The sequence below is a fragment of the Vibrio sp. 10N.286.48.C11 genome, from assembly GCF_041469805.1.
GTDB classification, from domain to species: Bacteria; Pseudomonadota; Gammaproteobacteria; order Enterobacterales; family Vibrionaceae; genus Vibrio; species Vibrio crassostreae_C.
In genome coordinates, this window is record NZ_JBFRLK010000075.1 from 44034 (window position 1) to 57888 (window position 13855).

At 46.3% G+C, this 13855-nt stretch carries 14 protein-coding genes and 1 tRNA gene; 4 read left to right on the forward strand and 11 right to left on the reverse strand.

Annotated features, from left to right (window positions below; genetic code table 11):
* Positions 1-18: 18 nt before the first annotated feature.
* From AB4209_RS17515 to epmB, 3 genes are all read right to left on the reverse strand, one after another.
* Positions 19-507 (reverse strand): MgtC/SapB family protein, encoded by a 489-nt coding sequence (locus AB4209_RS17515; protein WP_004733333.1) that lies wholly within the window; start codon positions 505-507, stop codon positions 19-21.
* Positions 508-612: 105 nt separating this feature from the next.
* The gene (locus AB4209_RS17520) at positions 613-1158 is read right to left on the reverse strand and encodes a prepilin-type N-terminal cleavage/methylation domain-containing protein (RefSeq protein WP_102320025.1); all 546 of its coding nucleotides are present in this window, start codon (positions 1156-1158) and stop codon (positions 613-615) included.
* A gap of 13 nt (positions 1159-1171) precedes the next feature.
* The gene (gene epmB, locus AB4209_RS17525; protein ID WP_372056694.1) at positions 1172-2194 is read right to left on the reverse strand and encodes an EF-P beta-lysylation protein EpmB; all 1023 of its coding nucleotides are present in this window, start codon (positions 2192-2194) and stop codon (positions 1172-1174) included.
* Positions 2195-2227: 33 nt separating this feature from the next.
* Between epmB and efp the strand changes: the two genes are divergently transcribed.
* A complete protein-coding gene (gene efp / locus AB4209_RS17530; protein WP_017067165.1) occupies positions 2228-2794 on the forward strand; it encodes an elongation factor P in 567 nt (188 codons plus the stop codon).
* Between the two features lie 333 nt (positions 2795-3127).
* Here efp and frdD read toward each other — a convergent pair whose 3' ends face one another.
* The 4 genes from frdD to frdA are packed head-to-tail and all read right to left on the reverse strand — an operon-like array spanning position 3128 to position 6499.
* Complete coding sequence (gene frdD / locus AB4209_RS17535; protein WP_017067166.1) at positions 3128-3514, reverse strand: fumarate reductase subunit FrdD; 387 nt, start codon at positions 3512-3514, stop codon at positions 3128-3130.
* 12 nt (positions 3515-3526) lie between these two features.
* Positions 3527-3910 carry a fumarate reductase subunit FrdC gene (frdC, locus tag AB4209_RS17540; RefSeq protein WP_017061300.1) on the reverse strand — a complete coding sequence of 128 codons (384 nt, stop codon included), beginning with the start codon at positions 3908-3910 and terminating at the stop codon, positions 3527-3529.
* Between the two features lies 1 nt (position 3911).
* Entirely contained in the window at positions 3912-4676 is a 765-nt protein-coding gene (locus AB4209_RS17545; RefSeq protein WP_009847917.1) for a succinate dehydrogenase/fumarate reductase iron-sulfur subunit, read from the reverse strand.
* Positions 4676-6499, reverse strand: a complete 1824-nt coding sequence (gene frdA / locus AB4209_RS17550; RefSeq protein ID WP_372056696.1) for a fumarate reductase (quinol) flavoprotein subunit — start codon at positions 6497-6499, stop codon at positions 4676-4678. The genes AB4209_RS17545 and frdA overlap by 1 nt, the downstream gene beginning before the upstream one ends.
* Positions 6500-6950: 451 nt before the next feature.
* Between frdA and epmA the strand changes: the two genes are divergently transcribed.
* On the forward strand, positions 6951-7922 hold the full coding sequence (gene epmA, locus AB4209_RS17555; RefSeq protein WP_017071212.1) for an elongation factor P--(R)-beta-lysine ligase: 972 nt from the start codon (positions 6951-6953) through the stop codon (positions 7920-7922).
* Between the two features lie 85 nt (positions 7923-8007).
* On the opposite strand, the gene AB4209_RS17560 is transcribed toward epmA, so the two are convergent.
* The 4 genes from AB4209_RS17560 to rsgA all read right to left on the reverse strand — a co-directional run bounded on the left by AB4209_RS17560 (position 8008) and on the right by rsgA (position 12834).
* A complete protein-coding gene (locus tag AB4209_RS17560) occupies positions 8008-8895 on the reverse strand; it encodes a DMT family transporter (protein WP_017071213.1) in 888 nt (295 codons plus the stop codon).
* Between the two features lie 113 nt (positions 8896-9008).
* On the reverse strand, positions 9009-10424 hold the full coding sequence (locus tag AB4209_RS17565; RefSeq protein ID WP_017061303.1) for a DASS family sodium-coupled anion symporter: 1416 nt from the start codon (positions 10422-10424) through the stop codon (positions 9009-9011).
* 308 nt (positions 10425-10732) lie between these two features.
* Positions 10733-11653 (reverse strand): archaetidylserine decarboxylase, encoded by a 921-nt coding sequence (gene asd / locus AB4209_RS17570; RefSeq protein WP_065584498.1) that lies wholly within the window; start codon positions 11651-11653, stop codon positions 10733-10735.
* Positions 11654-11778: 125 nt separating this feature from the next.
* A complete protein-coding gene (gene rsgA, locus AB4209_RS17575; RefSeq protein WP_017061306.1) occupies positions 11779-12834 on the reverse strand; it encodes a small ribosomal subunit biogenesis GTPase RsgA in 1056 nt (351 codons plus the stop codon).
* 150 nt (positions 12835-12984) lie between these two features.
* Here rsgA and orn point away from each other — a divergent pair, with 150 nt between their 5' ends.
* Together orn and AB4209_RS17585 are read left to right on the forward strand one after the other, a co-directional pair.
* The gene (orn, locus tag AB4209_RS17580) at positions 12985-13530 is read left to right on the forward strand and encodes an oligoribonuclease (RefSeq protein ID WP_010434065.1); all 546 of its coding nucleotides are present in this window, start codon (positions 12985-12987) and stop codon (positions 13528-13530) included.
* 180 nt (positions 13531-13710) lie between these two features.
* A tRNA-Gly gene (locus tag AB4209_RS17585) sits at positions 13711-13786 on the forward strand.
* Positions 13787-13855: the final 69 nt, after the last annotated feature.

Consider the following 13855-nt stretch of genomic DNA (forward strand, 5'->3'; position numbering starts at 1 on the left):
AGGCTACCAAGTGCTGCGCTATTTCTTCACGCGACCTTTTCGCATCCACTTTTGGTGAACGCCACGACGCAGGCTCTGGAAGCTGTTTTCCACTTTATCGACACCAAGCAGAATCACTAGCGCCATTAGCGTGATAATGACCGATTGGGAAAGATGCCCTAGTGCGATCATCATACCTAATGCTGCGAGTACCCAGATAATTGCGGCTGAAGTCACGCCATGAATCTTGCCATCCAGTGTCATCATTACACCAGCCCCAAGAAATCCAACACCCGTAATTATCTGACCAAGCACACGAGCTTGATCGAGTGTGTTGGGGGATAGGCTGATCGCCATGGTGAGGAAGAAATAGGTACCACTGATGATCAGAATCGACGTTCGGATTCCGACGGGTTTACCGCGTGTTTGCCTTTCGATTCCGATTAAAGAACCACACAGCATGCATGCAGCGAGGCCTGCCCAGCTAAAGGGGGCAAGGTTGAGAGTTTGTTCTATAAATTGTGACATATCACCCCTCCTAAAAATTTAGAATAGAGCCGAGTATGCTAATAATAGACCGGACGATCGAACAAAAACTTTTTGTCTTAACGATTGATAAAGATTACTTAAAACCTAGCAGCCGCTTGTTGTTAAGGTGAAGGCTGGTGTCGTGGTCTCTGTCGCTTCTTGGTACTCAAGGTAGCAGTTATCAGCCTGTTTTTTTCGGCTAGAAGGCGCATAAAGAATAATGCCATCATTCGCATCTGTGTTGGTAAAGAACCAGTCAGCTCGACCCGTATCCCAAACAGCATCTAGAAAGGTTGATTCGATGAGCTGTGACCAAGTTTGATCGTTCATCGCTGCAGGATAACCATAGACCACTGAGATATTGTCACCCTCAACATTAATCGATGCGCTAGCTGCTTTATCTAAGCCCAATGCTGATGTCTTACCATAAAGCATAGCACTTGCGCCCTCCATTCCGCCTTTAAGGCCGTTTAATGTCGAGATACGAGCATCGGTTTGAAGGTTGAGGAACTTAGAAGCTGCAGTGACCGACACAATACCTAGAATCACGATCACCACGACCAGCTCGATGATGGTGAAACCTCTTGAGCTGAACCTAAGCGCTGGTTGAGATATGGTTGCTGGTGGAGCAACTGAGGTATTGTGTTTCATTGATACAACTTCTCTATTCAATGTGTAGGTCGAGCGGTGTCTTGCTGCTGCGCCCGCCAATCTCACGGGTTAACTTCGGAACTAGGTAGCCTGAAACCTCAGAGATTAATCCTTTAAAGTGATGTTTCGCTTCTTCATCTGAAATATAGAAATGAGCGGCGCCCTGAACCTTATCAAGTACATGCATATAGTAAGGTAAAACACCGGCGTCGAATAGCTTTTCGCTTAATTCTTTCAATGAGTTAGCGCTGTTGTTTACGCCTTTAAGCATCACGCCTTGGTTGAGCAGAGTAGCACCACTTAACTTAAGCTTGTGGAAGGCTTGTTTGAGCTCTAAGTTGATTTCGTTAGCATGGTTAATGTGGCTGACCATCACTACATTAAGGCGAGTGTTAGTCAATGTTTGGCAGAGTTCGTCAGTCACTCGCGCTGGAATCACAACCGGTAATCGGCTATGAATTCGAGCGGTCTTTACATGTGGAATCTGTTCGATGGCATTGATCAGCCATTCGAGTTCGCTGTCTTTTGCCATCAGTGGATCACCACCTGACAAGATAACTTCGTTGATCTCTGGGTGAGCCGCCACATAGTCGAGACTGGTTTGCCAAACCGACTTCGAGCCCTTGTTATCTTGGTAAGGGAAGTGACGACGAAAGCAGTAGCGGCAGTTAATCGCACAACCGCCTTTTACAATCATCAATGCACGATTTTTGTATTTGTGCAGTAAGCCCGGAATTGCATTTTCTTGTTCTTCCAAAGGATCGGCGGAATAGCCTTGGTGTACCTCAAACTCTTCGCTTAGCGGTAAAACCTGTCGTAGCAATGGATCGTGTGGGTTGCCTTTTTCCATTCGTTCGACAAAGCTAAGAGGTACCCGAAGTGCAAATAACTCACGAGCAGCGAAGCCTGCTTGCCATGGTGTTGGGTCTATTTCCAATGCCTCAAGCAGTTTTGTCGGGTCAGAGATCGCATTCGATAGTTGTTTGAGCCAGTTTTGCTCAACAGATTCGACTTTTCGGGTTATGATATGCGGCATTGAAATTAACTCAAAGATGTGGAAGAGAAAATCATGGCGTCAGTAAGCACCAATGAATTCAAAGGCGGTTTAAAATTCATGATGGATAACGAGCCTTGCTCAATTATCGAAAATGAATACGTTAAGCCAGGTAAAGGCCAAGCGTTTAACCGTGTTAAACTTCGTAAACTGCTGTCAGGCAAAGTGTTAGAGAAAACATTTAAGTCAGGCGATACAGTAGAACTAGCGGACGTTGTAGACGTTGAACTAGGCTACCTATACAGCGATGGCGAATTCTACCACTTCATGAACAACGAAACATTCGAGCAAATCGCTGCTGATGCAAAAGCAGTAGGCGAGACTTCTAAATGGTTAGTTGAAAACGACGTATGTACTCTAACGTTGTGGAATGATAACCCTATCACAGTAACTCCACCAAACTTTGTTGAGATCGCAGTAACAGAAACCGATCCTGGCCTTAAGGGCGACACACAAGGTACTGGCGGTAAGCCTGCAACTCTAGCAACAGGCGCGGTAGTTCGCGTACCTCTATTCATCGCTATCGGTGAAGTTGTTAAAGTTGATACTCGTACTGGCGAATACGTTGGTCGTGTGAAGTAATTGACTTCAAGTATCTGAAAAAGGTCGCTTAGGCGGCCTTTTTTTGTATCCCAAGATCAGATTCGCGTAAACGAGATGCGGGATGCGGGATGCGGGATGCGAGATACGAAGAGCTGGAAGAGCAGATATGTGTGAACGAGATGCGAGATACGAAAAGCAGGAAGATCAGAGTCGAGTCAGAGAGATAAGATATTCAACAAATAACAAAAAAGCAGAGCTGGATAACCTAGCTCTGCTTTCGCTTTTCTGCTTTTAAGCTCTTCGATACTCGATTACTCGATTACTCGATTACTCGATTACTCGAATCTCGAATCTCGAATCTGCCCTTAACTCTTAAATCATAAAGATGAAAATAACAGACAATGCGCTGATTAGGCCTGCAACGAAGTAGCAGCCCACTTTACCCGCAACGCCGACATGGAACTTAAGGTCGTGCATGCCGTGGTGAAGACGGTGCATTGCGTGCCACATTGGCAGTGCTAGCGTACCGATGATGAATAGCGCACCGATAATGCTGGTGGCGAATTCAGACACACGCTCGTAGCTCATTGCGTCCGCATCGATGATGCCCATTGGCACTAAGATACCCAGCACTAAGATCGTGATTGGTGTGATCATCGCAAACCAAGTACCGCCAGCGCCAAATAGGCCCCACCAGATTGGCTCATCAGAGCGTTGTGGGTTGTGGTTAACAGGTTTTACTTTGTAATTTGTGTTCATAACGAAAGCTCCTTACACCACAACAAGAACGATTAAAGAAATAAAAGCCACCGCTGCCCACTGGGTCAGTACGATGATTTTTTTATCAACCAATTTGCCTTTAAGACGGATTGGCATTACTTGAGGCATCATGCTGAAGAAGGTTTGAGCGTGCAGCAAGCTGCCTAGCAGTGCCACGATGTTGATACCAACGACGATAGGGTTAGCCATAAAGCTCAACCAACCAGCCCAAGCTTCAGGGCCTTTCACTAGTGCACCCAAACCGAAGGTTAGGAACAGAGTGAATAAAATCAAAGGCAGTACAGTCGCTTCACGTAGCATGTAGAAGCGGTAGAACGGATGGTTGCTCCACCACGTTCTCTTCATCTCACGAACATAAGGCTTACGATTGCTCATATTATGCCTCCTCTGCTGTTTTTACTTGCGATCCATCAGGCTTGAACATCGAGATAACGAAGTCCATTGAAGACTCAACTTTGCCTTGGTTTACTGCAGCCGCTGGGTCTACTTTCTTCGGACAAACGTCAGAACAGTAACCTACAAACGTACAGCCCCAAGCGCCGTTGTCGCCATTGATAAGCTTCATGCGCTCAGCTTTACCATTGTCACGGCTATCTAGGTTGTAGCGGTGAGCCAGAGCAAGTGCCGCAGGGCCGATGAACTCAGGGTTTAGACCAAACTGAGGACATGCTGCGTAACACAAACCACAGTTGATGCAGCCAGCGAACTGCTTGTATTTCGCCATTTGCTCTGGAGTTTGGATGTTCGTGCCGTCTTCTGGCTTACGGTCGTTACCAATGATGTAAGGCTTGATCGCTTCAAGGCGCTCGATGAACGGCGTCATGTCGACAATCAAATCTTTTTCGATTGGGAAGTTAGCCAAAGGCTCAATCTTGAAGCCATTCGGGTAATCACGTAAGAAGCTCTTACATGCCAGTTTTGGCACGCCATCAACCATGATGCCGCAAGAACCACAAATCGCCATACGACAAGACCAACGGTAAGACAGGTCTTTATCTAGGTTATCTTTGATGTAACCAATCGCATCAAGTACCGACATGGTTTCATCAAATGGTACTTCAAAGGTTTGAAAGTGAGGTTCTGCATCGTGCTCAGGGTCATAACGCAGGATTTCAATTTTTTGGATTCGATTCGCTGACATTATGCTTGCTCCTCTTCGCTCTTCTTAGCATTCTCTTCTGCTGCTTTTTCAGCGGCAGCGGCTTTCTCTGCAGCTTCACCGTACAGACGAGCTTTAGGTTGAGATTTGGTGATCTTAACGCCGCTGTAGTCGATGGTTGGTGCTGCATCTTCGTTGTAGAAAGATAGAGAGTGTTTCAGGAAGTTCACGTCATCACGTTCTGTGCAGTTGTCGTCTAGACGTTGGTGTGCACCGCGAGACTCTTTACGAAGGATCGCTGAGTGAACCATCGCTTCTGCAACTTCAAGACCGTAACCCACTTCGATAGCGTAAAGTAGGTCAGTGTTGAATACTTTGCCTTTGTCTTTAATGCTGATCTTCTTGTAGCGAGCTTTCAGTTCAGTGAGTTTGTCGATGGTCTTTTGCATCAAGTCTTCTTGACGGTAGATACCACAACCCGCTTCCATGGTGTGACCCATTTCAGTACGGATATCAGCCCAGTTCTCGTCGCCTTCTTGGTTTAGTAGACCTGCGATGCGCTCTTCAACCGCTTTCACTTGCTTAGCGATAGACTCTTCGTTCCAGCCTTTGAATTCAGCAGCGCGTTTCACCGCTTCTTCACCAGCAACGCGGCCAAATACCACGAACTCAGCCAGTGAGTTAGAACCTAGGCGGTTTGCACCGTGTAGGCCAACTGAAGCACATTCACCAACGGCGAATAGGCCTTTAATACGAGTTTCACAGGTACCGTTAGTTTCAATACCACCCATGGTGTAGTGAACGGTTGGACGAATTGGGATCGGCTCTTTTGCTGGGTCTACGTTTACGTACGCTTTTGCAAGCTCACAGATGAACGGTAGACGCTCTTGCAGGTACTCTTCACCAAGGTGGCGAAGGTCAAGGTGCACGACATCACCAAGTGGGTGCTTGATGGTGTTGCCTTTCTGCTGTTCGTGCCAGAATGCTTGAGAAACTTTGTCACGTGGACCCAGTTCCATGTATTTGTTTTTCGGCTCGCCCACTGGAGTTTCAGGGCCCATGCCGTAATCTTGCAGGTAACGGTAGCCGTTCTTGTTGACGATGATACCGCCTTCACCACGACAACCTTCGGTCATCAAGATGCCAGTGCCCGGTAGGCCTGTTGGGTGGTATTGAACGAACTCCATATCACGCAGTGGTACACCGTGGCGATAAGCCATTGCCATACCGTCGCCAGTTACGATGCCGCCGTTGGTATTACAGTGGTAAACACGACCTGCGCCGCCGGTTGCTAGAACAACAGATTTTGCTTTGATGGTAACAAGCTCACCTTCAGACATGTGAATCGCGATTAGGCCTTGTACTTCGCCATCTTCAACGAGCAAATCCACCACAAAGTACTCATCAAATCGTTTGATTGTGTCGTACTTCATCGAAGTCTGGAACAGAGTATGAAGCATGTGGAAGCCGGTTTTATCCGCTGCGAACCACGTTCTCTCTACCTTCATACCGCCGAATCGGCGTACGTTTACTTCACCGTTTTCTTTACGACTCCATGGGCAGCCCCATTGTTCCATTTGGATCATTTCGCGAGTCGAGTTTTCAACAAAGTATTCAACAACATCCTGTTCACATAGCCAGTCGCCACCGCCAACAGTATCGTTGAAGTGGTTATCTAGGCTATCTTCGTCTTTAATTACCGCTGCTGAACCGCCTTCTGCCGCTACCGTGTGCGAACGCATTGGGTAAACTTTAGAAATCAGTGCTACTTCCAGTTCAGGATTAGCTTCAGCCGCAGCAATAGCTGTACGAAGACCAGCGCCGCCTGCGCCGATGACTGCGATATCTGTGGTAATTGTCTTCACAGTTATTCTCCAGTGTGATGCGGAGTATTCCGCTTGTTATTATAAAAAGCCTATTTAGGAGGTTCTAAATTGTAGGAACCATTTAGCACCCCTAAGCCTTAAGTGGTAGGTTCAGTGTAAGAGAGGAAGGTATTCGAAAAGTTGATGCATTTGGGTTTTTAGGTCGGTAATGCATATGGAGGCATAGAAATTATAGGTTATGTGACTGCAATCACGGCAATGAATCGTTGATAACGATTAACCCACAGGACGGGTGTTAACGGCTTGTTGAGTATGATTTTTGTTATCAATGTTGATGTGAAATCTGTATTGATAATTGTATTGTAGAACGTGATTTTCTGGCTTCATTAAAACAACATTTTGCTTTCACGAATAGAAAGATAGAAGCTTACAAAAGCGATGAAAGGTGGTAATTTTCGTCGCCTAGAATTCAGTAATATGGAACTCAATAATGCACTCTACATGGCAACCGGCCGCAACCATTAAACAGTTAAAGCAACGTGCTGATATCCTTAATCAAATTCGTCAGTTCTTTGCTGAGCGAAACGTGATGGAAGTGGATACGCCTGCGATGAGCCACGCCACGGTGACGGACGTGCATTTGCATACTTTCAAAACTGAATTCGTAGGGCCGGGTTATGCACACGGTCAGCCACTGTTCTTTATGACTAGCCCTGAGTTTCATATGAAACGTCTATTAGCGGCGGGCAGTGGCTGTATTTACCAAATTTGTAAGTCTTTCCGTAACGAAGAAAATGGCCGTTATCACAACCCTGAGTTCACTATGTTGGAGTGGTATCGCGTTGGCTTTGATCATCATGACCTGATGGATGAAATGGATCTGTTGTTACAGCAGGTACTTAAATCAGGCTCAGCAGAGCGAATGACTTACCAACAAGCCTTTATTGACGTGTTAGGTGTGTGTCCCCTGGAAGATTCGATGGCTACGCTAAAGCAAGCCGCAGCAAAACTTGGGCTCAGCGATATAGCTGACCCTGAAGAAGATCGTGATACCTTGCTGCAGTTGCTGTTTAGTATTGGGGTTGAAGCCAAAATAGGGCAACAAGTCCCTGCGTTTGTTTATGACTTTCCGGCTTCACAAGCGGCATTGGCTAAGATTAATCCTGAGGATTCGCGAGTGGCGGATCGCTTTGAGGTGTATTTCAAAGGCATCGAGTTAGCAAACGGCTTCCATGAGCTAGATAAACCACAAGAGCAGCTCAAGCGCTTTGAAGATGACAATGCCAAACGTATTGAGATGGGCTTATCGCCTCAACCGATTGACCATCACTTGATTGAGGCATTAAAAGCGGGCTTACCAGACTGTGCGGGTGTTGCTTTAGGTATTGATCGTCTGATCATGCTGGCGTTAGGTTATGACCACATCGATGACGTGACGGCTTTTCCTTTCCCACGTTCTTAACTTTTTGCTTTTGTTTTTACTGAGAGTGAATAGTCATTAGCTATTCACTCTCAGTTTCCAATCAGCTGCCAATTAACTTCACTAGCTAGCTGACTAGAATACCAGTACCCACTACGGCAACAATGGCACCGATCCAAGCGTAGGCATTTGGTCTCTGTTTGGTGTACAGCCAAAGTATTGGTAACAACATGATTGGTGTGGTTGAAGATAACAGAGCAACCATGCCGACATTGCCTTCCTGAAGCGCATACAAGATCAGCGTCATTCCCACCGCCATAGCAAGAAAGCCGTTCACTGCGGTAATCGCGAATATTTGACCATTCATCGGGTTAATTGCGCGTGAGAGCTTAGCGCCAGTTAGACGAAATGCGGAGTGAGCAACAAAAGCGGTAATCATACGAATCGCTGAAGCGGCAACAGGGTCTATGCTGGTTTGCATCACGGGTTTTGCAATAATACCGCCCAAGGCTTGGCAAATAGCGGCAGTGATTCCGAGAGCTACACCAATCCACACGGTGCCCTTGATGGTTTCGAGTTGGTTGTTGGCTTGTCCTCGACGACCAAAGAATATCGCGGTTAATACACCACTGAACACCAAAGCCGAGCCAATCAGCTCCACCGAAGTCATGCTTTCGCTAAATAGGAAGTAACCAAGAATTGCCGAGAACACGGCGTGACAAGAGAACAGCAAACCTGCTTGGCGCGGTCCCATTCTGTTCAAACAAGCAAATAGGGCGGTATCACCAATGAAGATGCCAATTAGCCCAGACAGCATCATCGGCGTGACTAGGTCTGCTTCGACCGTTGACCAGCCACCAGTAAACCAAGCCATGCTCGATAAGATGATAGCAGTGCAACCCATGCGCCAACGGCTATAGGCGAAAGAACCTAAGTGTTGAGCAGGCTTTACTGACATCAGGCTCGCGATAGCCCAAAGAAAAGCGGCAGCAAGAGCCAGCCATTCGAATCCCATTGAAGTGTACGTCCGTGTCAAAATGTAGAAGTGGGGGATTCAATATGCACTAAACCTTCCAGATAGCAAAGACGTGATTACTATCTGGAAGGGCATTAGTAGGGATTAACGTGCTAGGTGATGATAAACAGGGCGAGGTAAACCATCAGCAAGCCCACAATACCTAAGATGATGCCCATCTTCGCCATGTCTTTGCTTTCGATAAGCCCGGTCGAGTAGGCCAGTGAGTTTGGTGGTGTCGATACGGGCAGAATCATGCCAAGTGACGCAGAGAAGGCGACCACAACCAGCAAGCCTTGCAGACCACCAATCGCAACTAGGCTTTCCATGGAAGCACCAATTGCAGCGGCTATCGGCATCAGCAAGTTGGCCGTCGCAGTGTTTGACATGAAGTTCGCCATTAACCAACACACGATAGACAATGTCAGTACCACAGCTGCAGGTGAGAGCGATTCATAGTCAATTGCGTGTGCGAGTGCAGCGGCTAAGCCTGTTTTATCTAAGCCAATACCAATCGCAATACCACCTGCGACCAGCCACAACACATCCCAGTTAATCAGCTTGAGCTCTTCTTTACCCATGATGCCAGTGAGCGTAAACACAGCCAATGGAATGATAGACACGACATAGGTGTTCATGCCATGCAGTTTGGTGGTCATCCACAATAAGATTGTCGCAGCGAAGGTGATGTAAACCACAATCGCTCGCCAGCTCTTTCTAAATTGTCCATCGAGCTTGAGCACCATGTTTCTTTCTTTAGAAGGGAAGAGTTTTTGTAGAAGAAACCAAGCGATGGTGAGTTGGATGATCACAAAGGGTAAGCCCATCATCATCCAGCTGAGGAAGTCGATGGTATTTTCACCCGTTAGGTATTGCAGCGCGATGGCATTGGGCGGTGTACCGATTGGGGTTGCGATACCGCCAGTATTGGCAGCAATTGGAATACACAACACGAGCGCTTTGATACCCATATCGCCTTTTGGTGCAGATGCCACGATAGGGCCGAGCAGCGCAAGCATCATTACCGTTGTTGCGGTATTTGACATGAACATTGAGAACACGGCGGTGATCAGCATTAAGCCGAGCATAATGAAGCGCGGCTCTGTACCAAATGGTTTGAGAAGCACTCGAGCTAGGTTGTTATCGAGTTCGTACTTGGATGCGGATATCGCAAGAGCAAAGCCACCCATGAAAAGGATGATGATTGGTGATGAAAATGCACCGAAGATGTCGGTATATTTGATTAACTCACCGAGATCGTGCCCCGCTGGTGGATTTCTAAATAGGTGTAAACCTTTGTCAGATATCATCACCAGTTCAAGCGCAATGATCAAAATGGAAGTGGCGAATACCGGAACAGGTTCAAGCACCCACAGCAGGGCTGCTAATAAGAATATCGCCAACAGGCGGTGTTGAATCAGCGTGAGATCATCGATTGGTATTGAATCTATCGGCATGAATAACACGCCTAAGGGAATCGCAAAACAAATCAACAGCTTGACCAGAACGCCAACATTGAGTTTAGGCATGTACAAAGACCCTATAAATAAAATATCTTCAAATAGAGTAAGTTATCTGGCTTTCTGGTACTTGGAGACGGGTTGGAAAATCAAAAAGTTGTTTAAGGTTTCGACAGTTGTTTTGTTTTTGGTCAATCTTTTATCTGGGCAATTAGAGACAAGAGTGAGAAGCATCAGGTGGCTGGGCAGGGTTTGAAAGATTGAGTTGTTAGAGCTTGAGTAGCAAATGAATCGGTAGAGTTAAGAAAAAGGCGCGTTCTTCTCTGAAATAGAAAAAGTAACGCGCCTTGAAAGCTTAAATGAGTTAACTCAAATTGTTAAGCTTGGTCAGTGTTCTCAGCAGAATCGGTAACAACATCGTCATTTTCTTGCGCTTCTTTGCCAGCAATGTGCGCGAAAGGTGTACCAAGAACCGTTTTCTCGCCATTTTGCATAGTGTCGTCAAACTTGATCGCATCTTTAGCGAACAGGTTGATAACGGTTGAACCAAGCTTAAAGCGGCCCATCTCTTCGCCTTTCTTCAAGATGATTGCTTTGTCACCTTGTGCAGGGTAATCCCATTTGTAAACCGAGTTACCACGAGGTGGGGTGATGGTACCTGCCCATACTTGCTCAATGCTACCTACGATCGTTGCGCCAACCAGCACTTGTGCCATTGGGCCAAATTCCGTATCGAAGATACAAACGACACGCTCATTACGTGCGAATAGGTTTGGAACGTTTTCTGCCGTTAACGGGTTAACTGAGAAAAGGTCACCTGGAACGTAGATCATCTGGCGCAGTGTGCCGTCGCATGGCATGTGCACGCGGTGGTAATCACTTGGAGACAGGTAAAGCGTTGCGAATTCACCGTCTTTAAATTCATCCGCTAGCGCAGCATCACCACCCAATAGCTCGCGAGCTGAGTAGTTATGGCCTTTCGCTTGAATCAGTTGACCGTCAGTAATTGGGCCAAATTGGCTCACACGTGCATCTGCAGGGTGAACAATAACAGACTCACCTTCAGCGATAGGACGCATGCCTTCTTTCAATTCACGCACGAAGAATTCATTGAATGTTTTAAAGTGTTTTGGATCGCTATGCAGAGCTTCATCCATGTTCACTTTGTATTGCTTGATGAACCAGTTGATGATCGCTGTCGTTAAGCCGCCCGCTTTAGCAGACGCAAGTTTGCCGACTAGGCGAGTTAATCCATGTTGTGGAATCCAGTACTGCAATCCAACTTTAATCTTATCCATTGTATTAATTTTCCAATGCTAATTGTTTTTCAATTAAATCTGTCGATGACGGTTTAGGGCGCGAGATGTTACTTAAATTCGCGCCAATTGTCAGTAAATGCACACATTTGTTCACAAAAACGCGATTAGAGATCGGCTTTTTTGTTGCGTGAATACTGACGGTTATCTTTGTTACTCGCCATGCTTTCAATGATGCGGTGGTAGTTGTCGAAACGTAATCGACTGATCTTTCCGTTTTCTACCGCTTCGCGCAGGATGCAGCCTGGGTCATCAATGTGTTTACAGTCACGGAACTTACAACCGCCAAGGTAAGGCTTGAACTCGATAAAGGCTTCAGTGATTTCGTCGGCCTCTAGGTGCCATAGGCCGAATTCACGCACTCCTGGTGAATCAATCAGATCACCACCAGAAGGGAAGTGGTATAAACGAGCTGCCGTGGTTGTGTGCTGACCAAGACCTGAGTTCTCAGAGACTTCGCCTTCTTCAATGTCTAGCGTAGGCATTAATGCATTCACTAGGCTTGATTTACCCACACCCGATTGACCAACAAAGATGTTGATACGGTCTTTGAGTTCAGCTTCCAGCTCTTTGATGCCGTAGCCAGACTCTTTACTCACGAACATCACTTTATAGCCGATCTTCTCGTACTCTTTAAGTGTTTCACGGTATTCAGCAATCTGCTCATCAGTCAGTAGATCGACCTTGTTCAGTACAACAAGCGGCGCGATGTTTACCGTTTCTGAAGCAATTAGGTAACGGTCGATAATATTAAGTGATAGCTCTGGTAGCACAGCCGATACGATAACCATTTGGTCGACGTTCGCAGCTACTGGCTTTAGGCCATCGTAGTAATCAGGGCGAGTCAGCATTGAAGTTCTCGGCTCAACCGCTTCCACAACGCCAGAAATACCGGCCATTGATTCTAAGCCTGCGCGCCAAGTCACTCGGTCACCAGAAACTAAAGTCTCGATACTACGGCGTAAGTTACAACGATGAACTTCGTTAGTTTCAAGATCTTCGATATCAGCATGTTGGCCAAAGCGCGTAATCACGAGTCCGCTTTTGGTTCCGCCAAGCATGTTCTCATCCCATTGGATAGAATCTTCTTTCTTGAGTCGCTTGTTCTGGTTGCTACGTACACGACGTACTTGACCTTTGGTTAACTTCTTTTTTTTAGCCACAATTTTTCACTTAACACATCTAACTTGATGATTGGGGACTCAAACAGGATGTTGCTGGTACCACGTGATTTCGATGGTCCTAAAGCTAGTTTGAGTATAGTTATTTGGGTATAGTACCTCTTTTACACATAAACAAATAGGCGACGCCTTATGTCCTTTAGCGATCAGAACCTTATTTGGGTTGATCTAGAGATGACAGGACTTGATCCTGAAACTCATAAAATCATTGAAATTGCTACTATCGTTACTGATAGTGAGCTTAACATCCTGGCTGAAGGACCTGTTTTGGCTATTCACCAACCTCAGAGTGAATTGGACAAGATGGACGAGTGGTGTACAACGACTCACACTGGCAGCGGCCTCGTGAAGCGAATTCAAGAAAGCACGGTTTCAGAGCAAGATGCCATCCAACAAACCATTGAGTTTCTTGAAAAATGGGTACCAAAAGGTAAGTCACCAATTTGTGGCAACAGCATTGGTCAAGACCGTCGTTTCCTATACAAGCACATGCCAGAGTTAGAAGAGTACTTCCACTACCGCTATGTTGACGTAAGCACTCTGAAAGAGCTGACTCGTCGTTGGAAACCTGAAGTGTTAGATGGTTTTTCTAAGTCGGGAAGTCACCTTGCGTTAGACGATATTCGAGAGTCGATCGCCGAGCTGCAGTACTACCGAAAAACGATTATTAACATCTAGTCGAATAAAATGATCACGTTTATCTAACTTTTCAGGGACATAAGAGCCGTTTTTTTTGCAAATCTGTGTGCTTTTACAGCAGTTGAGTAAAAAGTTTCGTAATTTTGCATTAAGGACTTGCATCACAAAAAAATGCTCTTATAATTCGCAGCCCTGAACGGAGAAAGACGTTTTCAGATTGCGATACTAGCTCAGTTGGTAGAGCGCAACCTTGCCAAGGTTGAGGTCATCGGTTCGAACCCGATGTATCGCTCCAATTTGTAGGTTACGGCGAAAGCGGTAATCGAAAGGTGAAAGACCTTTTATAATGCGATACTAGCTCAGT

What these genes read in the sequence shown, in the direction of transcription:
- AB4209_RS17515 (WP_004733333.1), bottom strand. Translation starts at nt 507, where the DNA reads ATGTCACAATTTATAGAACAAACTCTCAACCTTGCCCCCTTTAGCTGG.
- AB4209_RS17565 (WP_017061303.1), bottom strand. Translation starts at nt 10,424, where the DNA reads ATGCCTAAACTCAATGTTGGCGTTCTGGTCAAGCTGTTGATTTGTTTT.
- asd (WP_065584498.1), bottom strand. Translation starts at nt 11,653, where the DNA reads ATGGATAAGATTAAAGTTGGATTGCAGTACTGGATTCCACAACATGGA.
- frdC (WP_017061300.1), bottom strand. Translation starts at nt 3,910, where the DNA reads ATGAGCAATCGTAAGCCTTATGTTCGTGAGATGAAGAGAACGTGGTGG.
- orn (WP_010434065.1), top strand. Translation starts at nt 12,985, where the DNA reads ATGTCCTTTAGCGATCAGAACCTTATTTGGGTTGATCTAGAGATGACA.
- efp (WP_017067165.1), top strand. Translation starts at nt 2,228, where the DNA reads ATGGCGTCAGTAAGCACCAATGAATTCAAAGGCGGTTTAAAATTCATG.
- epmB (WP_372056694.1), bottom strand. Translation starts at nt 2,194, where the DNA reads ATGCCGCATATCATAACCCGAAAAGTCGAATCTGTTGAGCAAAACTGG.
- AB4209_RS17545 (WP_009847917.1), bottom strand. Translation starts at nt 4,676, where the DNA reads ATGTCAGCGAATCGAATCCAAAAAATTGAAATCCTGCGTTATGACCCT.
- frdD (WP_017067166.1), bottom strand. Translation starts at nt 3,514, where the DNA reads ATGAACACAAATTACAAAGTAAAACCTGTTAACCACAACCCACAACGC.
- epmA (WP_017071212.1), top strand. Translation starts at nt 6,951, where the DNA reads ATGCACTCTACATGGCAACCGGCCGCAACCATTAAACAGTTAAAGCAA.
- AB4209_RS17520 (WP_102320025.1), bottom strand. Translation starts at nt 1,158, where the DNA reads ATGAAACACAATACCTCAGTTGCTCCACCAGCAACCATATCTCAACCA.
- AB4209_RS17560 (WP_017071213.1), bottom strand. Translation starts at nt 8,895, where the DNA reads ATGGGATTCGAATGGCTGGCTCTTGCTGCCGCTTTTCTTTGGGCTATC.